The sequence below is a fragment of the Bartonella sp. 11B genome (assembly GCF_002022625.1).
Classification (GTDB): Bacteria; Pseudomonadota; Alphaproteobacteria; order Rhizobiales; family Rhizobiaceae; genus Bartonella; species Bartonella rochalimae.
Genome location: NZ_CP019783.1, coordinates 52,516 through 73,749, shown reverse-complemented (window position 1 = coordinate 73,749; position 21,234 = coordinate 52,516). Strand labels below are relative to the sequence as shown.

Below are 21,234 nucleotides of genomic sequence, written 5' to 3'. Positions count from 1 at the left end.
TCTTGGTTCCCTGATCTATTAAGGAACAGTCTTTTTAGATGACAATTCTAATAAAAATGGGGGGATTTGCTTCTTACAACATTGTAAAGAAGAGTGCTCTACAAAAACAAGGGACATCTTCGATAAATAGACTGATGTAATCGGTCCTAATAATGTGAGATTTTCTTTATAAGTTAGAAAAAAAGAAATATAAATAACATCTTAAAAAATCTTCTTGATGATAAAAAAGATTAATCGTAAGTAATAAAGAATGATTGACTTGTTTTTTGCAAATTTATACCTTTAAAAAGCGAATATAAAGAAGAGTCGGGAAGTATAAAGGGGGAATAAAAATTTAAATATAAGGATTTTGAATAGAATATGACATCTCATACAGTTCCTTTAGAAAACAATACAAATGCATTACCCATGCATGATTTCTCTCCTTTTTCAATGTTTATGGCTGCTGATTGGGTTGTGCAAGCTGTTATTATCGCTTTATTGTTGGCTTCTCTTCTTTCCTGGACCATTGCTTTTTTTAAAATTGTTGAATTCACTGTTGCAAAATATAAAGCACGGTGCGTCTTTCAATTAACGAATGATGCTCAAACATTTGCAGAACTCATAGAAAACTTTCAAAAGATTAAAGGAACTTCTGTCTTCTTTTTGGAAGAAGTTCTCAAAGAAATACGTCTGTCGTCTCAACAGCTTTGTCTTATGAAATCCAAAGATTTGCACCAAAACCAAAGCGAAGTTTTTCCTTATGATATCCTTTCTTGTGGAAATATCGATGGAGTGAAAGAACGTGTTCATTCGCTTTTATCACGCTCCTTGTTTGCTGCAATGCGGCGTATCGCTTGCGGAAGTGCCGTTCTCGCGACGATTGGATCTGTGGCGCCCTTTGTTGGTCTTTTTGCAACCGTGTGGGGGATCATGAATGCCTTTATTGGAATCGCAAAATCCCAAACAACACGGTTGGATGTCGTCGCACCTGGAATTGCTGAAGCTTTGCTGGCAACAGCTATAGGGCTCTTTGTCGCAATTCCTGCTGTTATTCTCTATAATGGTTTTATACGTTTTTTGAATGGATATCGAAATGATTTAGCCGATATCGCAGCGGCAATCGAAAGACTTATAAGTCGTGAATTCGATAGACAACAACAGAATAAAAATTATCAGCTCAGCCATGAAAATAGATCAATATGATAATTGGGAAAACAATGAAGAAGGCCTCCATAGTGAGATTAATATAACGCCTTTCATTGACGTTATCTTAGTGCTGTTGATTGTTTTTATGGTCGCTGCGCCTTTAGCAACGTCTGTTCTTCCTGTTCAGTTGCCTACTCTTACGCAAACCCCTATTGTTGCTCAGACCGATGAGCCCATTTATATTACCTTGAAAAAGGATCATGCTCTTTATATTGGAAAAAATCACACCAGCAAAACAGAGTTGATTGATCTTTTGTTACAGAAAACGCAACGTAATTTCGAAACAAAGATTTTTATTCGAGCAGATAGCGAAATCGATTATGGAGCTGTTGTGGATCTCCTTAATCAAGTCCGAAGTGCTGGATATACTAAAATTGGTCTTGTAGGGCTCCATAAAGCTGCAATAACTGCTCCTAATTTTGCGGTAAATGATCCTATTGAAGATGATGACTGAATATATTCTAGAGTATTTGCTCCTTCTAGAATCTGTGTTGTGGGCTATTTGGGAGTATGGAACTTTTGTTCAGAGGACACTGTGGCATCTGGGGCAGAGGCAGTCTCTGTGCTTTGTTTATATGGAGAGGTGTGCGAGGGCATTTTCTGTTCTAGAATCTGTGTTGTCCTCTCTGTGTTGTAGGCCATTTAGGAGTGTGGAACTTCTGTTCAGAGGAGACTGTAGCATCTGGGGTAGAGGCAGTCTCTGTGCTTTGTCTATATGGAGAGGTGTGTGAGGGAAATATTGCGGCCCTGAAGAAGAGAGGTGAGAGTGTTATTCTTGTCCTGTTGAGCCAAAGCCTCCCGTGCCGCGTTCGTTTGGAATGGCTTGGAAAGAAGCAGAAAGGGGATCTGCTTGATGAGGATCAAATTCGCAAACATCAACTTGGGTAACTGGGGCAATAACCGTTTGTGCAATGCGCATTCCACGGTGGATGGAGAAATCTTCTTGCCCTAAATTAATGAGAAGGACTTTAACTTCACCACGGTAATCGCTATCAATTGTTCCAGGAGTGTTTAGGCAAGTGATGCCATGTTTTAAAGCAAGGCCAGATCGTGGACGTATTTGTGCTTCGTACCCTGGAAGAAGATGAAAGATAAAACCAGTGGGTATGAGAATACGCTGTCCTGGGACGAGATTCACAGTTTCTTCTGGGGCAAGAGCAGCCTGCAGATCAAGACCTGCAGATCCCGCCGTTGCATAATGGGGAAGCTCAAGCCCCTGTCCGTGATCAAGACGCTGAATCCGCAGAGGAAGTTTTTGTACCAGGTGAGAAAAAGTGTCTTTTTGAGGTGTCGAAGGGGGAGTATTTGAAGAATGAGGCATGGCAAGGAATTTCCAAAAGATAAATCAAGTTTATACCCTAACAAAAGCCTTCCTACAAAACAAGCAGATATGATTTCATTAACAAGTACTCCCCTTTTTGGGCTCAGCTTGTGCCAATCAAAATCGCTGTTGCAAAAACTAAAGCGCCACCGAGGATAATCTGAAGAGAAGCGCGTCATAAGGGGGTGGATGTGAATTTATATGATTTCATTAACAAGCACTCCCCTTTTTGGGTTCAGCTTGTGCCAATCAAAATCCCTGTCGCAAAAACTAAAGCGCCACCGAGGATAATCTGAAGAGAAGCGCGTCGTAAGGGGGTAGACATGAATTTATTTTGGATCCAAACAATAGCTCCTAACTCAAAAATGACAATAATGAAAGCAATAAGCGTTGCTAAGAAAAAAGAGTCAATCAAATAAGGAATCGTATGTCCTAGACCACCAAGCATTGTCATCAGACCGCAAGCAATCCCTCTTTTTATGGGTGAGCCACGGCCAGATAATTTACCATCATCATGGAGAGCTTCTGTAAATCCCATTGAAAGACCAGCACCAACAGAAGCAGAAAGGCCCACTAAAAAAGTTTTGTATGTATCACCCGTAGCAAAAGCTGCTGCAAAAATAGGAGCAAGGGTGGAAATGGAACCATCCATTAATCCCGCAAGGCCAGGTTGAATCCACGTTAGAAGAGTTTTCTTTTGATGAGGAGTAAGGGTCGATTGTTCTGTCTCTACAGAGGAGGACTCAGCAGCAGAAAAGGATGAAAAATCAGAGATTTCAGGCGATGAATCTAAGGTTCCTTCATTTATATGGCAAGAAAGGTTCAGTAATTGTTTGTGGTGTTGGAGCTCATTATGACTCATGGTTGCAAGAATCAAAGCTTGAGTGGGACAAGATGATTTGAGTGCCCGTGCGTATTTTAAATACAATGCAGCATGGTCTTTTTTTAATTGGGTGGCATGAGCGACAATTTCTTGCGCTGTGCAGGAAGAACAAACCTTCTGGGGTGTTGATGAAAAGAAATGCTTAGGCATTGGACTCATATGATTAGTTTTAGAATTATTCTAAAATATAAAACGAAAATAATGAAAGTCAATTCGAAAACTTTCTGATCAAAGTAAAATTGTGGAAGAGGAAATTTCCTTTGTCGAAAAAATTCCGCTAAGTCGGTAAAGAATACCAATAAAATATCCTGTAGGATGACAATCCTTAGATGCACTTTATAGAGAATGAAAACGTTCGGAGATGTTTGCTGTTCGAGGAAATAAGGGGACTCTTAAAACGTCAAAAGAAGAGTATCGTCTCTTTGATAGAGGAATCTATAGATTTTGGATAAAAAAGAACGAAAAGAGCTCTTTGCTTTCTTCTGGAGTATGGTGGGGAGGATGATGAGGAATTGGTGGAGGTGAATGGAAAATCGATTTTGTACAGTGAGAGGTATGCTACTTAAGTGATGGCACGAAAGGAAGGTATGTTCTCTTGTCTTTGGAAAAAAGAAAGCGAACTCTTTGAGAAAGGGATTTCATCTGAAACATTTTTGAAAAGTGTACCGTTCTTCTTTCTGGCAAGAAATCATTGAAAATAATGGATAAGGTGCAAGAAAAAAAACGAAGCGGGCAGTGCTTCTCGTTACTTCCTGAAGAAAGAAAAAATAGAAAACATCGTCTTGAGGAAAAATGCTTTTGAAAGGTGAAGAGAACAATTGAAAAGAGGAGGATTTTGTTCGTATTATGGGCTGCTGTTTGTATTTTTAATGGTTTTTACTGTTTTTTCAAGAGTCCTTTTGAAGCAACAAAGAGGCTGATAAGCATCAGAACTAAACTAGCAACAGCATTCCAGCCAGCAAAGGAAAGAAACAAAAAATATCCCGCTGCTTGATTACAAGAGGGAGATTGAATAGCGTTTAATTGATTTAAAAGGTGAGAGGCATCCGTTATGATCATGGTAGAGTGTGATGTGCAATTATTCGGTGCGTCCCAAAAGCGATATTCAGCGCCTGCGTGGTAGATTGCTAAGATAAGGCTGATAACCATGAGGATAAAAATACCCCAGAATAAAGAGCGTATCCAAGCAGAGGAGGGGAAAAATCGTGTTGATAAGGCAGCAATACTCAAAAATATCAGAGAGCCATAATAAGGAAAGCGTTCAATGATGCACAACTTGCAGGGAAGAATGCCACCAATATATTCGAACACAAGGGCAATGCCAATCGGAATCAATAAAAGGATAGCAAGAATAAAAATCCATAATTTTTGCTCTTTGCTCTTCAGTGTACAGTGAAGATGTTGGCTAAAAGAATAGTCAGAAAAGATCACTGTATGCACACCTTAAAGAGAAAAATATGATTTGAGAAAAAGAATGTATAATCCATAAATGAATAAAAGCAAAAGAAAACAAAGGGGCATAAACCATTTAAAGTGATCGGAAAGCCAGTCAGTCGCTTGAGAGCCAAAACGTTGAATCAGCCAAGCAAAAAGATAAAAACGTGTCCCACGGGAAAGGATACAGAGAAGAATAAAAAGCCAAAGATTAAAATGGGTAACGCCTGCAAGAAGGGTGGTTATTTTGATGGGAGGAAGATGGGTGAGACCTGAAACAGTCAGTAAAACTGCTAAAAATTCTTGCGTTGTATCATTGTATAATATTTGAAAATTTTCATATTGATCGGTCAATTCTAACAGAGGCTTAACAATCGCGTCAAAGGCAAAATAGCCAAGACACCATCCAACAATACCCCCAAAAACAGAAAAAAATGTTGCAATAAAGGCATAAAAATACGCCTTCTTAGGGCGGACAAGCGCGATGGGAATATACAAAACATCCGCTGGAATAAAAAAAATAAAACTTTCAATAAAAGCAATAAAACCAAGCCAATAAGGCGCTGTACGGCGCTTCGCCAGTGAAATTGTCCAAAGCTTTACTGAGTTCAAGATCATTATTTCTTCCGACAATTCAAAGAGGCAAAGAAGATCAAAAAAATCTTAGGAAGCCTGAATGAGACAAAAATAGCCAATTTTTGCAAAAAAAAAATCTAGTGTTGACGAATCTTCTGTTCTTTATATAGTGCAAAAAAAGAGGGGACAAGTGTGTTCCTTATCAGATGTCGTGCGGGTGTGGTGGAACTGGTAGACGCGCCAGACTCAAAATCTGGTTCCGAGAGGAGTGTCGGTTCGAGTCCGACCACCCGCACCACTTTATTTCATATTCCCTTAATTTAAAGTATAAGATCTTTCCCTCCAAAAATAGATCAAAATCTTATCAGAGGATACTGTGGTATCTGGGGCAGAGGCAGTCTCTGTACTTGTCTGTATGGAGAGGTGTGCGAGGGAAATATTGTTGCTCTGAAGAAGAGTGGTGAGAGTGTTATTCTTGTCTTGTTGAGCCAAAACCTCCCGTGCCGCCAATAAAGGCATAGAGCGTCTTTTGAGGGCAAACAAGTGTGATGAGAATATACAAAACGTCCCTTGGGATAAAAAATAAAACTTTCAATAAAAGCAAAAAACCAAGCTAATAAGGCGCCGTTTGTTTCCAATACAGCTCGTGGAGAGACAGCGTCTCTCCGATCTTTCTGGTGCTTATGCAGAGCTTCTTTGAAAGATTTGTTGAACGGCTTCTCTTTGCCGGATTCTCTTCGGAGGGAAGTCAAAAAGATGTGCTAAAAGAGTTTTTTGTAAAAAAGAGAGCATATAAAGAGGCACATACAGAGAAAATGAAGAGACAAGAAGAAGTATAAGGGTAGAAGCAATGGGTGGGGACTCCAAAGGTGTGTGTTAGAACATGGTGATGAAAGAGGTGATTCGTGCTTTTTTCAAAAAGTTTAGATGTCTTTGTGCGATTTGCAGTGCGGCAGTGAGCAGCAAGCCAGTCTCTTTTCAAGAAGTTAAGACATGTTTAAGATATCTTTGTGCGATTTGCGTAGCCCCAATGAACAGCAAGCAAGTCTAAACAGTCGCGTAAATGATCAGCAAGAGAATTTTGTTTGCGTTTGGAGGGACTTAATTCTTTAAATGCTTGATCATAACCAACCACTTGTTCAACCAGTCGATACCCAAGAGTCCCTAATTCGATTTTGACTGTTTGTAATTGTTTGAGGGCATTTGTTTGGGCTTCTATTGGGTGGGTATATCGCTGATCGCTATCCACTTTTTGAATGGTCAAATCAAGACTCATTTGTGCATCACCTTGGCATTGACGCCAATAAACATAAAAGCGTTCCGCTGCTTTGTATTGCGCTTGGTTGATATGTCCTTTCTTATATAAAAGGGCAATGGGACGGTTGTGGGCATCAATAAAAGCAAGAGTGGTGCGTGGGTTTTTTGTGCTGATTGGAGATGTAGGTTGAAAGGCAGGATTACTCGTTTCGATGATCACTTCTCGAGTTTTTAGGTGACCAATGGATTTCTTTTTACAGCGAGAGCAGGAGGAGAGACAGGGATGGGAGGATTGTTGTTTTTTGCTGGAGGGAATGGTGGAATCTGTTTTTTGTGAATGGGTCATGATGTTTCCTTTTGAAGAGAGTGGTGGTGTTATTTGAGAGGAAAAGCACTGAAGTAAAAGCTTTAAGGGGTATGAATGTTGGATGATTGAAGGAATTTGGGTTGGTTGATGGATTGTTCTTAAAGAGAATTATTCTTTTGTATTGCAGGGTTTTTCTGTGCGGCGAGAGTAGGGGGAGAGACAGGGATGGGAGGATTGTTGTTTTTTGCTGGAGGGAATGGTGGAATTTGTGTAGCGAGGGAAGATAAAGGAGAAAAAGAAGGAGATTCTTGTGGAAGAGGAGGTGTAGAAAAACAGTTGACTGTGGGAGAGATGATGGGGCTTTGCTTTGAGTCCAAAGAGCTATTTTGGTTCTGTTCAATATAGCATCGGGGCGTTAATGGAGCAGAAGAAGAACAACGATAACGGTAAGTTTTAGGATCAAACCAGAGCCCAATTTTTCCTTCAAAATCCCCAGAGCGTTGTTTGGCAATATTGATAATAACACCTGGGCGTTGTGCTAAGTGCGCTTTTTCTTCTGGTTTATGGGTAGACAAAATTTTGTCTTCTAAAGAACGGTTCCGCCAAATGGTGATGATGTTAAAAGCATTGGCACCAATTTCTGAGGCGCCTTTAATATCTTCTGTGCCTGGGACATCCTTTTCTAAACCACTTTTGCGTGTATGTGTTACAAGATGAATGTGAACAGCGTTTAAAACTGCCCAATCAACTATTTTATAAACAGCTTGTTCTTGTCTTGCATAGTCATCGGAGGCGATCCCAAGGCGCATCAAACTGTCTATAATAAACTGGTCACAGCCATATTTGGCACGGCAATAGTCAAAAATATCTAAGAGGGCATCAACGCTTGATTTGCCCACATGCTCGTACAAAATAAGACCTGCATCTAAAAAATGAAGAACGCGTTCAATCATTTCTTTCGTTGGTTGGTCCGTTCCGCCAGTTTGTTTCGTTAAACGACGTAAAGATTGTTCTCCTTTCATTTCAAGAGAAGCTAAGCAAAGACGGCTTTTTTGCGCAATCCAATGGGGAATGCAATCCGATAAAAGTTGGCTTTTGCCAGCACCACTGGCTCCACTCCAAAGGGTCAATTCCGCAGGGCGAAAATAAAGTTTACCATTCAGTTTTGAATAGGGAACTGTATAGCCAAGATGCTGTTTTGCAGAAGGATAAAATAAGTTTATAACTTGCTCCTTATAATCCAAAACATGGCGTAACCCCTTGGGGGTAAAACTTTGAGCTTGCAAAAAAGCTTCGTGGATGATGGAAGCGTCAACACCTGCTTGTAAACACGCATTCGCATCTTTGCCAGGAAGGCGGACGCGATAACATCGATGGCGACCAAGGCGATGGGCAATCTCAAATGCTGCTTCTTCCCCCGGTGTATCCATATCCGTAGCAAGAAAAATAGTTTCAAAAGACTCTAAACGATCAAATTCATTCTCAATCCAATTTTGTTTGCCTCCTTTCCCGCCGCCAAAGGGAACAGAAACAGCTGGATATCCATAGGCTGCTAAAGAAAGCGCATCAATTTCTCCTTCAGTGATCACAAGAGTTCGGTCCGTTGAAGCACAGTCTTTGAATGACAAAGCTTGCCAGCCAAATAAAATCGGTTCACATTGAGAGGCTGTTGGTTTTGCTGTTGCACCGTTTTCGGCTAAGCGCTCTTTCACTAAGGCGAGGGTACCATCTGGTTTATAAAAAGGAAAAATAATCTTATTGCCCTCTTCGCCAATCCGGTATTGCTGTAAAATTTCAAGGGGAATGCAACGCTCTTTGTGCAAATATATTTTAACCCGCTGTTGCGGAATATTTGCTTTCGGAAGAGGAGGAGCACGATAATGATGGCGAGGAGCCATGAAAGGTTTTGGACGAGAAAGATTGAGATAAGCGCGTGCTTCATCAAGCGCCTCAGGAAGACTGATCCCTTTAACACTACACCACAGGTCAAGAAGATCTCCGCCATTGCCTTCAGCAAAATCATACCAAAGCCCTGCTTTTTTGCCGCTTAAGCTGATCGATAGGCTTTGTCCTGCTTCGCCGTGGATATTGCCCACAACCCAAGAATTGCCGCGCTTTTTCCCTTGTGGAAGCAGCATTTCTGCTATGGAGCCCGCTTGGGCGGTAAGTCTTTGTTTAATTTCAAAAAGTGTGCTCATTGTTATCGATGTGTTAAGAAACTTAATAATTGATAAGGCCGCTATAAAGCCTTTCTTCGTGGTCGTTGCTTAGGGCAGACGCAGAGTGGGCCGAAAGAGCGATAGAGGACAAAGCAGCAAGTCGTTTATCATTTTCTTGTAAACGCTCAATTTCACGGCGGTACCAATTACGCCAGGTGGCTGTCCAATCAACTTTTTTTGCATCTTTGCCACTTTTCGCTTGCCAATAATCACGAAACTTTTTTTCTTGCCAAAGGGCTTGTTCTTCATTGAGCCCTTCTGAAATTGCTGCTGCAATGTCAGCACGCCACTCAGGGGGAAGTCGACACCCTTTGACGTCTTCTTTGGGAGAAGGACTGTCACAAAAAGAGGCAGAAGAAACAACCGCAGACGGTTTCTTTTGTGAAACACCAGTAGGTGTTTCTTTTTCTTCTGTCTTCTGAGCTTCTGAGTTACGTTCAACATCTAAAGGAGAGGCGTTGAGCAGATGCTGAAATTGTTCGTTGATTTTCTTGCGTTTTTTTGCTGAAGAGCGTCCCGCAGAGGATTTTTGCTCAAGTAATTTTGCGCGTTCATGAAAGACAATTTCACACCGTGTGTTCCAAAGACCACTGGCGAGCTGTAATATTTTCCCTTCCGTTATTAACATCTCTAAAACGCTTTCAAAAGTTCGCTTGTCACAACCACAAAGACGCGCTAAACGTTCTATTGATAAATTTAAAGGGCGCCCTCGCGCGTACATTTCATTCAGTAAAATTGTATAAATGCCAATTTCATGTGCCCGCATTCCACGGACTCCACCAAGGAAATCATTCTGGTACCAACAGACATAAGGAAGTATCGAGGATTCATAATGCGGAGCTTCTGAGTGTAGAACTTGTTTCATAGGGAAATAAACTTTCTTCTTTTTCGTCTGATATGAAGGGGTAAAAAGCAAAAAATATATTTTTATGTCTCCCAAAAACTATATTGGTTACATTTATTATTTTGAAAAATATTGCTGTTTCATTTTTGTGTTGTTTCGCTTTGTTCTGGTAGACAATCATTTTTTTGTGTATTTCCTTAAAATTGACTCATCAATTATGCAGAATTTAGAGAGTTGCAATTTTACAATTTGAGGTTGTATAAAAGATGGAAATTGAAGAGGGCAAAATAACAATATACGGGTTTTTGAAAAATGACTGTCTAATTCTTAAACTTTGACTTGGGGTGTTGTTTTTTAATAAAAAAATGATGAATCCTCCAATAAGTGAAAATTTCCGTTAATTTTATCCTCTTTAGAAGATAAAGCAAGTCAATTTTATTACAAACAGATTTTTTTAAGATAGGCTATAGGGTGAGACTATGAATATTGATGGTTGGCGTCAAAGATTGCAGGAAGCACTTCAAAAAAGTGGACGGTCAAAAAGGTCTATCTCACTCTCTGCAGGGAAAGGAGCTGGATATTTGCACTCCATTCTCTCTGAAGGAAAAGAGCCGACGATTGAATCCCTCTATCGTGTCTGTCACGCAATTAATGTGAGTATGAGTTATATTCTCTACGGACAAGAGACAATGCCTGAAGATCAAGAGTTTATTGATCTCGTTTTGCAGGTTTCTCCTGAGGAGCGGAAGGCCATTTTAACTCTTTTGCGTCGATCGCTTGACGGAGACGGAACAAAATAATCTGTTGTGTTTTTCTGTCAAGTTTTGTCCAAGATTGTAATAGTTCGAAATCACGCATTTCAGCCCCCCGTCTGTTGAAAATATATAGATTTAGAATAATCGGAAACAATGCAGAGCAAGATGGGAACAAGAGAGCAGTCATTTTCGTTCTTGTTTTCATTTGAGCATTGGTAAAAGTCATAATATATCTTTTATTAAGGATAAAATAATTGACATATCTTCCATAGAGGATATAAGACTAACGCTATATTTGATCATGTCAAGACAGAGCTTAGCTTTATCAACTGTCTAAGGGAGAAATATTCATGAAAAATATTCCATTCGTTAAAGAGGATGAAATTCTTATCATTCTCTGTGAAGATGAAATCAACGATACGTATGATGGTCCTCTTGAACGAGAAGAAGTGATCGAACTGGTCGAGAATAAATATGATGATGTGGTTCGACTTTTACGGCTCGATTTAAGGTCATTACATGCCGATGATGTAAGCGAACAAATCGCCGAATTATATATGAATATGAAAATTCGTGATGGCTATGACCAAGATGAACAAGTAGCTCCTTTCATTTTTAATAGTGATGCTTATCATGCTTATTTAGATCAAAAAATTGCCCAAGAATATGAAGACAATCTCTATGGATCTTATGAAAAACAGCATCGTTTGCGTTGGTCTGATGTGTTGAATGAATATTGAGGGGAAAATAATGAAAACTTACCTCAAAACATTCTCTTATGGATTACCACTCTATTATGCCGGATATGCACACAATATCATCAAATTGGAACCACAACAAAAAAATGCCTGTTCTTTTATTTCACACTATGAAGCAGAGGCAGTAGCACGGAAATTAGCGCTTCAGTATCAGCGTGATGATTTTTATATAGCGCAAAAATAGGAATGCATTTCCTCATTTCTTTATGCCCATGATCGTACAAAATTAATTCCAGAAAATAAAAAACCGTAAGCAACAAGAAAAAGTGAGTCCAGTTGCGCGATGCTGGGTGTGTGCAGTTCTGTGGTGTTGTTTTGTTGGAGCTGTGTGTTGCGCAATGCTGGATTTGAAAGGTTTTCAAAGAGAGACAAGAGCGGGAAAAAGGGAGAATATTGAAAATGCCAACGATTATTGATTGTGTTCAAGGAACAGACGAATGGCGCCAAGCACGGAATGGTTTAATTACTGCTTCTTTGTTCGAGATGGTCCTTGCACAAAAACAAGATGGAAAAAAAACGCAAAAATATACTTCTTTAATGATGAGGCTTGCTGGAGAAAGAATAACAGGAAAGCCTATCGAAGAGGGAACAACGTTGCCTATGCGGCGCGGCATAGAATTAGAACCACAGGCACGTCAGCTTTATGGAACTCTTACACAGACAGAACCTGAATGCGTTGGTTTTATTTTGGCCGATGATCGTTTGAAAGGAGCTTCTCCAGATGCTTTGATCGGGACAAATGGGATGTTGGAAATCAAAACAAAAAAACCTGAAATTTTAATCCCTTATTATACGCAAAGGAATTTTCCTCTTGAACATAAAGCGCAATGTCAAGGAGGGTTATGGATTGCACAACGTGAATGGATTGATTTAATGATCTATTGGCCGGATATGCCGCCTTTGATTAAACGTGCTTATCGCGATGAGGCTTATATTCGAAGGCTTGAAATAGAAATTAACCGATTTAATGAGGCTTTGGCAGTGATGGTCCATCGTCTGCAAACGATTTCTTTATAAACAATGGTGGAAAAGGATGTTGTAAAATTACAGCAGTTGGGAAAGAAAAAGCCATGAATTCTACGAAAAATTTTAGGGAGATAGAGAGTGCAAATTTGAGGAGAAAAGGCAGAAAAAATAAAAAAAACGAGTCCACATGCAGAAAATAAAAAGAGAGGTTTCTGCGTGAATCAAGAAAGCATCGTCAAAAAAGGGGGTTCTACACATATGGTGCTGCGAGAGAGGATTGAACTCTCGACCTCTCCCTTACCAAGGGAGTGCTCTGCCACTGAGCTACCGCAGCACTTTGAATCTTCGTGCCGCCTTGTGCCATATTGTTACAAAATAGGCAAGAGAACATTGATCCATTCTTGCAAGTCAGTCTATCTTATGTCATGACAAAAAAGGTGATATAAGAAGCAAAAAGATAAAGGGGAGATAGAGTGTGTATTGAATGGGCTCCCGGTTATCAAAAAAGTGAAATTGTTCAAAAAAATGTGTCATGACACAAATGGATCAACAAAAACAAGACGATAATAAAAAATACAAAGATGAGAAAAAAAAGCAACGCCAAGAAAGGCTAGCCCAGCAATTGCGCGCTAATTTAAGACGTCGAAAAGAGCAAAATCGAAAACGATTTCAGGATAATTCCTAAAAAAGACTTCCGATTAAGGTATTTTTACGGCATTTTTGCAACCAAACCTCTTAATGATTCGTTTCAAAGTCAGAAAAAAGACGCTTCAAGGTATTCACTTGTTTGAAAGGAAACTCTTCAAAGGATCCTTTCTAAGGGGCACTTTGGCGTGGGTAAAAAGGGTCAAACATTATGGATTCTATTCACATTATTGGTGGAAATCCTCTTAATGGTGTTATTCCTATTTCAGGAGCTAAAAATGCTGCACTTCCTCTTATGGTTGCTGCCTTGCTCACTGAGGAGACACTTACTTTGAAGTATATTCCGCATCTCGTTGATGTCGAACTCTTATTGAGAATTCTCAATCACCATGGGATCGGTTATGCTGTAGAGGGGCGAACAGCACATCAGGAAAGCGGGTATTCAAGGACAATTCACTTTACAGCAAAAAAAATAACAACAGTACATGCTCCTTACGAATTGGTCACAAAAATGCGTGCAAGCTTTTGGGTGATCGGTCCGCTTCTCGCACGATGTAGAGAAGCTTACGTTTCCTTACCTGGAGGGTGTGCTATCGGAACAAGACCCGTTGATTTTATTCTGGAAGGTCTCAAAAGTCTAGGCGCACACATCGTTATCGAACAGGGCTATGTTCATGCAAAAGCACCAGAAGGTCTTCAAGGAGGGTGGTATCGATTCCCTAAAGTAACCGTTGGGGGAACACATGTGCTCTTGATGGCAGCCGTCATGGCAAAAGGAACAACCGTTCTTGATAATGCTGCTTGTGAACCAGAAGTGACAAATCTTATTCAAGCCCTAAAAGCTATGGGTGCGCGCATCTCTGGAGAAGGAACACAAACCCTGACCATTCATGGAGTGGAAAAACTGCATAGTGCCAAAGTCCAAGTGATTCCGGATCGAATCGAAGCAGGAACTTATGCTATGGCCGTGGCAATGATCGGTGGAGACGTCTTTCTGAAAAATGCAAACCCTCATCATCTCACCGAAGTTCTCGAATGCCTCAAAAAAACAGGCCTCGAAATCGAAATAAAACCAGAAGGGATCAATGTAAGACGAAATCCAGAGCAGAAAATTATGCCAGTGGATATCAAAACAGGTCCTTTTCCAGCTTTTCCGACAGATCTACAAGCACAGTTCATGGCTCTTATGACACGGGCGCAGGGAAATGCTCATATCACCGAAACAGTCTTCGAAAATCGTTTTATGCATGTACAGGAATTAATACGTTTGGGAGCACAAATTACACTCAATGGACAGACAGCTCTTGTCTGTGGAACAGAGAATCTGCAAGGTGCACAAGTGATGGCAACAGATTTACGCGCTTCCGTCTCTCTTGTTATTGCCGCACTTGCTGCACAGGGAAAGACAATCGTTAGTCGCGTTTATCACCTTGATCGAGGCTTTGAACGGCTGGAGGAAAAGTTGGCGCAATGTGGTGCAAATATTCAACGCGTCACAGGTTGAGAAAATATATCTATGTTTGTGGAAAGTCGTTCCTGAAGAGAGGAAGTCTGAGATCTCCTTAAGAAAAAGCTCCAGAGACGAAAACAATGATAGCTTATGCGCAAAGAATGATGGCGTGTGTGGGTGCGTGGGGTCCTCAGGGAGAATTTTGTGTGGACAAAGCTCTGGAAAAGCTGAGGACAAGCTGTAGAGAAAGAGAGTAGTGTCTTCTTTCTGGACTTAAGATTTTTTCACCTTTTCAGCAAACAGTGCATGGACAGGACAGAGAGAGGACTGTAAAAGGGTAAGAGCCTATATGCTTTCAAAGGATCATCAGGTTCACAGGCATTTCACAGGCATTGCTGTATGCGCAAAGAACGATGGCGTGTGTGGGTGCGTGGGGTCCTCAGGGAGAATTTTGTGTGGACAAATCTCTGGAAAAGCTGAGGACAAGCTGTAGAGAAAGAGAGTAGTGTCTTCTTTCTGGACTTAAGATTTTTTCACCTTTTCAGCAAACAGTGCATGGACAGGACAGAGAGAGGACTGTAAAAGGGTAAGAGCTATATGCTCTGCAAAGGATCATCAGGTTCACAGGCATTGCTGTGTGCGCAAAGAACGATGGCGTGTGTGGGTGCGTGGGGTCCTCAGGGAGAATTTTGTGTGGACAAATCTCTGGAAAAGCTGAGGACAAGCTGTAGAGAAAGAGAGTAGTGTCTTCTTTCTGGACTTAAGATTTTTTCACCTTTTCAGCAAACAAGTGCATGGACAGGACAGAGAGAGGACTGTAAAAGGGTAAGAGCCTATATGCTCTGCAAAGGATCATCAGGTTCACAGGCATTGCTGTGTGCGCAAAGAACGATGGCGTGTGTGGGTGCGTGTTTCCTTAAGAGGAGGCTGAAGTGGTGAGCTCTGAAAGGGAGAAGGAATCCCAAAAATCTGGAATTTCAGGCTTTAAATGGGGCCCAATGCGGACAGCGGAAACTTTTTCAGCAAGGCCAGTACGGTCAGAAAGCTCAACCGCTAAACCACAAAGCGTTGCTGGTCCTTTCGCAGGCTCATAAAATTTAAATTTTTTTTTATAAAGAAAACGGTAAAGAGGTTCTTCTTTATCCATTCCTAAAGAGGAATTATAATCACCACACATGCCTGCATCCGATAAGTAAGCGCTTCCGCCCTCTAAAATTTGTGCATCAGCTGTCGGAATATGTGTATGCGTGCCGACAATAACACTGACACGTCCATCAAGAAAGTGACCAAAACACTGTTTCTCACTCGTTGCTTCCGCATGAAAGTCAAAAATAATCGCGTCCGCTTGTTCACGCAGAGGACAGGCTGCGAGAATCTTATCTGCAGTGTGAAAAGGGTCATCTACTGTGCAGGGCATAAAAACAGTGCCCATCACATTCGCAACAAGAACACGAGCACCATTCTTCGCTGTCCATAAACCAGAACCTTTTCCAGGAGTGCCTTCAACAAAATTCGCTGGACGTAAAAAACGATCGCTATAAGAGGCATAGCTCAAAGTCTCTTTACATCTAAATGCATGATTGCCCGTTGTGACAACATCAACGTTCAAAGCTAAAAAATCTTGGTAAATTGTCTCGGTAATGCCAAAACCATTGGAGGCATTTTCACCATTAACAACAACAAAATCAAGGTGCCAGTGTTCAATCAAACAGGGAAGAATCTGGGAAACAACTCTGCATCCCGTTTCTCCAACAATATCACCTAAAAATAAAAAACGCATACGCGTTTTAATCACACTTTAAAATGCAAGAAAACCCTTTTCTGTAAAAATACCCTGCAAAAGAAGATCCTCTGTTCTCGGAGGAATAAAAGCAGCTTCTTGGCACGAAAAACCAAAACCAAATAAATGGACAGGGTGATCTTGGGTGCAGAAATTTTCAACGATCCGGTCATAGTAGCCTGCTCCATACCCAAGTCGATGACCTTGATGGTCAAAAGCAGAAAGAGGAACAAAAATAAAATGTGGCAAAACAACAGCCTGTTTAGAACTCGGGCAAAGAATGCCAAAATGCATCCGCTCTAATTCACTTTCATGCGAAAAACGGCGAAAAACCATCGTCGTATGATCAATAATTGACGGTAAAGCCAAATGACCCCCTCGTGATGTGATAAAATCAAACAAGGGACGAGGATCAATCTCCGAACGAATAGGCCAATAACCAGCAAAAATAATCCCTGAAAGATTATTCACTTTTTTGTCAAGATACTCTGCTGCATGAGAACAGGCGCGATGCGAAAAAATAGAACGGTCCTGTAAGGATAAATGCTCCCGTTGTGATAAACCCCAGTGGCGCAAAGAATTGCGAACCGATAAAGAAGAAGAGGTGCTTTCAGGAAAATGGGGCATTGCTCATCAATGGGGTTAGAGAATTGTGTCAATCAGGTTAAACAATAGCCGAAGCGCAAACAAATACAAAAAGGTGAACCGCAACAACCGATGGAAAAAGTTGATTCCGAGTGCCTAGTATACTAGGTGGGCACCGTGTGAAAAAGCCCACGAGCTCTTTCAGGAACAGCTCCCTTGGAAATCAATAAGGCCTCAGGAATATGTTATTTCCTGTCGCGAAGTGCAGAACACCTTCAACCATTATAAAAGAGTTTTAGCTTTTCGGCTAGAGAAAAAATGATTTCTCATAAATCTCTAAACTTCTTGATCTGCGTGTTGGGATACAAGAAAATCAAGGCGCTGATGAAGAAACTCCATTTGTGGATAAAAAGAAAGAGCTGTTTCATAAGCCTTGATCGCAAGATGAGGACGATTCGTCTCTTCCATAATGATGCCAAGCTCAATAAAGGCTATGTAATGCCGAGGTTCAAGCGTGAGAGCCTGGAATAAATCAAACATCGCAAGCTTAAAATCACTCAATTGAATATGAAGCCAAGCACGTTTTACCCAAGGTTCAGCATAGGTCGGAGCAAGAGCAATCACAGAATCAATCCTATCAAGAGCAGCGTTATAATCTGATGCTACAATGCTTTGTTCGGCCCAGATCATTAAAAGGTCAATAGTTTCACTGCCCGAGCGTGACCATAAACGCTGAAGTTGACGACTAAGATTCTTCGCTTCCTTAACATTAGAACAATGTTTCAATTCTTTGAGAAGGCGTACAATCTCTTGTTCTTTACGATCACTCGCAAGAGATTGATGTGCATGAGGCGGCAATGCATAATCTTCAAGAAGAATTGTCCCCGAGTGAGGATTTGACAAGGGAGAACTGTCAGACCGTTCCGAAGGAAAATCAGGAATTATATCCTCTAAAGGCAAAAGAGATTGTGGAGAAGGTGCTTCTTCAAACGGGGAAGAAGGAGAGTTTTGTCCATAACTGGGAGAGAGAGAAAAAAAAACGCTGAAAAATAAAAGAAATATACTCTGCTGTCTTAAAAAATTTGAACAGAAAAAAATAAAACCTTTTAAAAAAACAAAAAACCTTAAATGAACATAACAAATAAATGCCCACACAAAAACAGCAGAAATCAGAAACCTGTCTTTTAAACCCATTATCCCTGACGGGCTCTAAAACGCGGATTTGTTTTATTCAAAATATAAACACGACCTTTACGGCGAACCAACCGATTGTTACGGTGACGTTCTTTGAGTGCTTTGAGCGAATTTTTAATTTTCATCATCATCACCGTTTATATATAGTTCAAGCAAAAATCGCTTTCTTAAGATAAAAAAACTCTGCTCTTGAGACATAAGATATTATAAAAACATTTCCACTTCTGTCGTGAAAAATACTGAAATTTTCCACCATAATGGGTAAATGAAAACGGCGGATTCATAGCAGGAAGTCCTCTTTTTGTCAAGTACACTTTCCTTTAGCGATATGTTTGATAGGGGGAGAGAATGCTTCTTCAGGATTGATGCCCTTTGATAAAGGAAGAAGGGCCTAAAATGGAGAAAGCGGGAAAGTGAGGTGTTGCGTGCGGAGAGTTCTTAGGAGCAGGAGAGTGTTGTGGTAGGGGAAGAGAGAGGTTTTAAAAGTACACTCTTTCTTTTCTGAAGGGAACCTGTTGAGTTCTTTATTCTTTTGCGTGGGAAGTTTTTGTTGCTGGTCCCGTTAATTGAATGACATGGCCCATTTTGCGTTCTGGTTTGACAAGAGTTTTGCCATATAAATGGACTGACGTTGATTTTTGCTGTAAAAAATTTTGATAATCTTTCAAATTCGTACCAAGAAGATTTGTCATTTCACAATTGCTATGGCGTGAGGTATCCCCTAGAGGAAGAGAACAAATAGCACGGATATGCTGTTCAAATTGTGAAGTGATGCATGCTTTTTGTGTCCAGTGACCCGAATTATGTACACGAGGCGCTAATTCGTTAACCAAAAGACTTCCATCGGCTAAAACAAAAAATTCAACACAAAGAACACCAACATAATCAAGAATGTCCATAATCTTAGCGTTAATCTCTTGTGCTGTTTTTTGAAGCAGTGGTGAAGCTTGTGAAGGTACTAAGGTTTTATAAAGAATGCCACTCTTATGCTGATTTTCACAGCAATCATAAAAAGCATATTCTTTTTGAGGATTTGATGCTGATACAACAGATATTTCAAATAAAAAGGGGACAATCTCTTCTAAAATGAGAGGTTGATGATTAAGTGCAATTAACGCCTTATCGATGATTTCTTCACTCGGATGATGAAGACCAATTTGATGCTTGCCATCATAACCAAAACAGCGTGTCTTCAAAAGACCACTTCCTCCCAAGGCTGATAAACCCTCAATAAGAGAATTTCGGTCATGAACCGCATACCATTTAGCCGTTTGAATTCCATGGGTGTTCAGAAATTGTTTCTCAAGAACGCGATCTTGCGAAATCGCCAAAATTTGAGAAGAGGGATAAAGATAACTTTTTTGTTCAATATATTGTGCTGTTTGCAAAGGAAGATTTTCAAACTCATAGGTTATCACATTGCAAACAGAAAGAAGATGCGTTAATGCCGTTTGATCGTCACACGAAGCAAGAATATGCTCTGTGCTAATATGAGATGCTGGACAATCAATCTCAGGACTCAGAACAAGTGTTTTAAAGCCAAATTCTGCTGCTGCAATTGCTAACATTCGTGCTAATTGACCGCCTCCAAGAAGGCCAATAGTTTTGTCAGAACATAAGTCTTCAGAATAATGAGACATCTTTACTTTCCATCGTTAAAGTTATTGCTTCGCTGGCTGTTTGTTCTTTGCGTCAGTGTTGTTGCTGTAAATGTTCGGATAAAAGAGTATTATCATGAGATATCCTCACTTTCCATCGCTGGCGTTATTGCTACGCTGGTTGTTTGTTCTTTGCGCCAGTGCTGTAAACGTTCGGATAAAGCATCATTATGAACCGCAAGGACTGCTGCGGATAAAAGAGCGGCATTAATCGCTCCTGCTTTGCCAATTGCTAAAGTACCAACCGGTACACCCGCTGGCATTTGTACAATCGAAAGCAAAGAATCTTGACCCGATAAAGCTTGAGAGTGAATCGGAACACCAAAAACAGGTAAAGGAGTAAGAGACGCTAACATACCAGGAAGATGCGCTGCTCCCCCAGCGCCAGCAATCAGAACTTTAAAGCCAGAAGCTTTTGCTCCTCTCGCAAATTGATAAAGTCGCTCAGGAGTGCGATGCGCCGAAATGATCTGCGTCAGATGAGAAATGCCAAGGTGAGTTAAAATATCTGAGCTATGGCGCATGGTATGCCAATCTGATTGGCTGCCCATTAAAAGTGCTACGTCATACAATTTTTCAGCCATTTAATGTCCTTTTCATTCTGCAAGAGGCTTCATTCTCTCTCACTGGGCGCTTTGTCTTTTGATATTATCAAAGGGCGATTCAATTGCTTTTAAAAGTTTTGTTGTTTTTTTGCAAAGTTAATGAGTCAATTTTACTCTCCTTAAGATGAGAAAACAAATTTTTAAGTTCAATCTTTAAAGAAAAAAACATAAAATAAAGCATAAAATACTGGCTTCGTTGAGAAGAAAAATCACAAAAAAGTACAGTGATTATCTCAGAACCGGTTTTTGTTTTTTATGAACGGGTGATCATATGAAATGAAGGAAAAATCAAGAGAAGAAAAAATAAAGAGTGAAAATACACTCACAAACAGTATATAAAGAAAATCTCTCTTTCTCTCTTAAATCCTTGTTCACAAAATCAAAAAAATAAGATATGGAAAAAGAACGTTAACTTATCATATAAAATCAACGACATATACTATAAAAGGAAATCGCTCTTTATGTCTAAAGAAGAAGTACTGGAATTTTCTGGAATTGTTACAGAACTTTTACCAAATGCAATGTTTCGGGTGAAATTAGAAAATGATCATGAAATTATTGCCCATACCGCTGGAAGAATGCGAAAAAATCGTATTCGTGTCTTAGTCGGCGATAAAATTATGGTGGAAATGACCCCTTATGATTTATCAAAAGGACGAATTACATATCGCTATAAATAACCATCAAAAGGAAAAATTCTGTATCAAAAATTAACCCAAAATTGGGAAGCGTTATTGCAGAAGTGAATGCTTGTGAAAAATAAGGTCAAAGAAAAAACGCTTCAAGTGCACTACAAAATATAGAGGTGT

At 40.3% G+C, this 21,234-nt stretch carries 23 protein-coding genes, 2 tRNA genes and 1 other RNA gene; 11 read left to right on the top strand and 15 right to left on the bottom strand.

The window, feature by feature from the left end:
• The first annotated feature begins 360 nt into the window (after window positions 1–360).
• Together Bho11B_RS00360 and Bho11B_RS00355 are read left to right on the top strand one after the other, a co-directional pair.
• Window positions 361–1,185 carry a MotA/TolQ/ExbB proton channel family protein gene (locus Bho11B_RS00360; protein ID WP_078673993.1) on the top strand — a complete coding sequence of 275 codons (825 nt, stop codon included), beginning with the start codon at window positions 361–363 and terminating at the stop codon, window positions 1,183–1,185.
• Window positions 1,166–1,642, top strand: a complete 477-nt coding sequence (locus Bho11B_RS00355; RefSeq protein ID WP_078673992.1) for a biopolymer transporter ExbD — start codon at window positions 1,166–1,168, stop codon at window positions 1,640–1,642. The genes Bho11B_RS00360 and Bho11B_RS00355 overlap by 20 nt, the downstream gene beginning before the upstream one ends.
• A gap of 315 nt (window positions 1,643–1,957) precedes the next feature.
• On the opposite strand, the gene dut is transcribed toward Bho11B_RS00355, so the two are convergent.
• From dut to Bho11B_RS00335, 4 genes are all read right to left on the bottom strand, one after another.
• Window positions 1,958–2,509 (bottom strand): dUTP diphosphatase, encoded by a 552-nt coding sequence (dut, locus tag Bho11B_RS00350; protein ID WP_078673991.1) that lies wholly within the window; start codon window positions 2,507–2,509, stop codon window positions 1,958–1,960.
• A gap of 235 nt (window positions 2,510–2,744) precedes the next feature.
• Window positions 2,745–3,542 (bottom strand): hypothetical protein, encoded by a 798-nt coding sequence (locus tag Bho11B_RS00345; protein ID WP_078673990.1) that lies wholly within the window; start codon window positions 3,540–3,542, stop codon window positions 2,745–2,747.
• Between the two features lie 726 nt (window positions 3,543–4,268).
• The gene (locus Bho11B_RS00340; protein ID WP_035006580.1) at window positions 4,269–4,832 is read right to left on the bottom strand and encodes a disulfide bond formation protein B; all 564 of its coding nucleotides are present in this window, start codon (window positions 4,830–4,832) and stop codon (window positions 4,269–4,271) included.
• 3 nt (window positions 4,833–4,835) lie between these two features.
• The gene (locus Bho11B_RS00335; protein ID WP_078673989.1) at window positions 4,836–5,444 is read right to left on the bottom strand and encodes a YqaA family protein; all 609 of its coding nucleotides are present in this window, start codon (window positions 5,442–5,444) and stop codon (window positions 4,836–4,838) included.
• 171 nt (window positions 5,445–5,615) lie between these two features.
• Here Bho11B_RS00335 and Bho11B_RS00330 point away from each other — a divergent pair.
• Window positions 5,616–5,700 (top strand) — tRNA-Leu (locus Bho11B_RS00330).
• 699 nt (window positions 5,701–6,399) lie between these two features.
• Here the strand turns inward: Bho11B_RS00330 and Bho11B_RS00325 are convergent.
• Window positions 6,400–6,903 (bottom strand): hypothetical protein, encoded by a 504-nt coding sequence (locus tag Bho11B_RS00325; RefSeq protein ID WP_236823979.1) that lies wholly within the window; start codon window positions 6,901–6,903, stop codon window positions 6,400–6,402.
• On the opposite strand from Bho11B_RS00325, the gene Bho11B_RS07085 reads away from it, so the two are divergent.
• On the top strand, window positions 6,902–7,042 hold the full coding sequence (locus tag Bho11B_RS07085) for a hypothetical protein (RefSeq protein ID WP_245289121.1): 141 nt from the start codon (window positions 6,902–6,904) through the stop codon (window positions 7,040–7,042). The genes Bho11B_RS00325 and Bho11B_RS07085 overlap by 2 nt on opposite strands.
• 82 nt (window positions 7,043–7,124) lie before the next feature.
• Here the strand turns inward: Bho11B_RS07085 and Bho11B_RS00320 are convergent, their stop codons facing one another.
• Window positions 7,125–9,164: a toprim domain-containing protein gene (locus tag Bho11B_RS00320; protein WP_078673987.1), complete on the bottom strand. Its 2,040-nt coding sequence runs from the start codon at window positions 9,162–9,164 to the stop codon at window positions 7,125–7,127.
• A gap of 22 nt (window positions 9,165–9,186) precedes the next feature.
• A complete protein-coding gene (locus Bho11B_RS00315) occupies window positions 9,187–10,050 on the bottom strand; it encodes a DUF1376 domain-containing protein (RefSeq protein ID WP_078674123.1) in 864 nt (287 codons plus the stop codon).
• A gap of 458 nt (window positions 10,051–10,508) precedes the next feature.
• Between Bho11B_RS00315 and Bho11B_RS00310 the strand changes: the two genes are divergently transcribed.
• The 4 genes from Bho11B_RS00310 to Bho11B_RS00295 all read left to right on the top strand — a co-directional run bounded on the left by Bho11B_RS00310 (window position 10,509) and on the right by Bho11B_RS00295 (window position 12,559).
• Window positions 10,509–10,829 (top strand): helix-turn-helix transcriptional regulator, encoded by a 321-nt coding sequence (locus Bho11B_RS00310; protein WP_078673985.1) that lies wholly within the window; start codon window positions 10,509–10,511, stop codon window positions 10,827–10,829.
• Window positions 10,830–11,134: 305 nt separating this feature from the next.
• Window positions 11,135–11,524: a hypothetical protein gene (locus tag Bho11B_RS00305; protein ID WP_078673984.1), complete on the top strand. Its 390-nt coding sequence runs from the start codon at window positions 11,135–11,137 to the stop codon at window positions 11,522–11,524.
• Between the two features lie 10 nt (window positions 11,525–11,534).
• A complete protein-coding gene (locus Bho11B_RS00300; RefSeq protein WP_035006588.1) occupies window positions 11,535–11,726 on the top strand; it encodes a hypothetical protein in 192 nt (63 codons plus the stop codon).
• Window positions 11,727–11,941: 215 nt separating this feature from the next.
• Window positions 11,942–12,559: a lambda exonuclease family protein gene (locus Bho11B_RS00295; RefSeq protein WP_078673983.1), complete on the top strand. Its 618-nt coding sequence runs from the start codon at window positions 11,942–11,944 to the stop codon at window positions 12,557–12,559.
• A 208-nt stretch (window positions 12,560–12,767) separates the two neighbouring features.
• Here the strand turns inward: Bho11B_RS00295 and Bho11B_RS00290 are convergent.
• Window positions 12,768–12,842 (bottom strand) — tRNA-Thr (locus tag Bho11B_RS00290).
• Between the two features lie 207 nt (window positions 12,843–13,049).
• On the opposite strand from Bho11B_RS00290, the gene Bho11B_RS06925 reads away from it, so the two are divergent.
• Both Bho11B_RS06925 and murA read left to right on the top strand, forming a co-directional pair.
• Window positions 13,050–13,193 (top strand): hypothetical protein, encoded by a 144-nt coding sequence (locus tag Bho11B_RS06925; protein WP_194284744.1) that lies wholly within the window; start codon window positions 13,050–13,052, stop codon window positions 13,191–13,193.
• A 171-nt stretch (window positions 13,194–13,364) separates the two neighbouring features.
• On the top strand, window positions 13,365–14,657 hold the full coding sequence (gene murA, locus Bho11B_RS00285) for a UDP-N-acetylglucosamine 1-carboxyvinyltransferase (protein ID WP_078673982.1): 1,293 nt from the start codon (window positions 13,365–13,367) through the stop codon (window positions 14,655–14,657).
• 862 nt (window positions 14,658–15,519) lie between these two features.
• Here the strand turns inward: murA and Bho11B_RS00280 are convergent.
• The 7 genes from Bho11B_RS00280 to purE all read right to left on the bottom strand — a co-directional run bounded on the left by Bho11B_RS00280 (window position 15,520) and on the right by purE (window position 20,404).
• Window positions 15,520–16,383 carry a TIGR00282 family metallophosphoesterase gene (locus Bho11B_RS00280; protein ID WP_078674118.1) on the bottom strand — a complete coding sequence of 288 codons (864 nt, stop codon included), beginning with the start codon at window positions 16,381–16,383 and terminating at the stop codon, window positions 15,520–15,522.
• Window positions 16,384–16,401: 18 nt separating this feature from the next.
• Window positions 16,402–17,010 carry a 5-formyltetrahydrofolate cyclo-ligase gene (locus tag Bho11B_RS00275; RefSeq protein ID WP_035006591.1) on the bottom strand — a complete coding sequence of 203 codons (609 nt, stop codon included), beginning with the start codon at window positions 17,008–17,010 and terminating at the stop codon, window positions 16,402–16,404.
• Between the two features lie 71 nt (window positions 17,011–17,081).
• Window positions 17,082–17,242, bottom strand: a non-coding RNA gene (ssrS, locus tag Bho11B_RS00270) — 6S RNA.
• Between the two features lie 62 nt (window positions 17,243–17,304).
• Complete coding sequence (locus tag Bho11B_RS00265; protein WP_245289102.1) at window positions 17,305–17,871, bottom strand: hypothetical protein; 567 nt, start codon at window positions 17,869–17,871, stop codon at window positions 17,305–17,307.
• A 290-nt stretch (window positions 17,872–18,161) separates the two neighbouring features.
• The gene (ykgO, locus tag Bho11B_RS00260) at window positions 18,162–18,287 is read right to left on the bottom strand and encodes a type B 50S ribosomal protein L36 (RefSeq protein WP_004863016.1); all 126 of its coding nucleotides are present in this window, start codon (window positions 18,285–18,287) and stop codon (window positions 18,162–18,164) included.
• 399 nt (window positions 18,288–18,686) lie between these two features.
• Entirely contained in the window at window positions 18,687–19,802 is a 1,116-nt protein-coding gene (locus tag Bho11B_RS00255; RefSeq protein WP_035006592.1) for a 5-(carboxyamino)imidazole ribonucleotide synthase, read from the bottom strand.
• Between the two features lie 92 nt (window positions 19,803–19,894).
• Entirely contained in the window at window positions 19,895–20,404 is a 510-nt protein-coding gene (purE, locus tag Bho11B_RS00250; protein WP_078673981.1) for a 5-(carboxyamino)imidazole ribonucleotide mutase, read from the bottom strand.
• Window positions 20,405–20,886: 482 nt separating this feature from the next.
• On the opposite strand from purE, the gene infA reads away from it, so the two are divergent.
• A complete protein-coding gene (infA, locus tag Bho11B_RS00245; RefSeq protein ID WP_013545481.1) occupies window positions 20,887–21,105 on the top strand; it encodes a translation initiation factor IF-1 in 219 nt (72 codons plus the stop codon).
• Window positions 21,106–21,234: the final 129 nt, after the last annotated feature.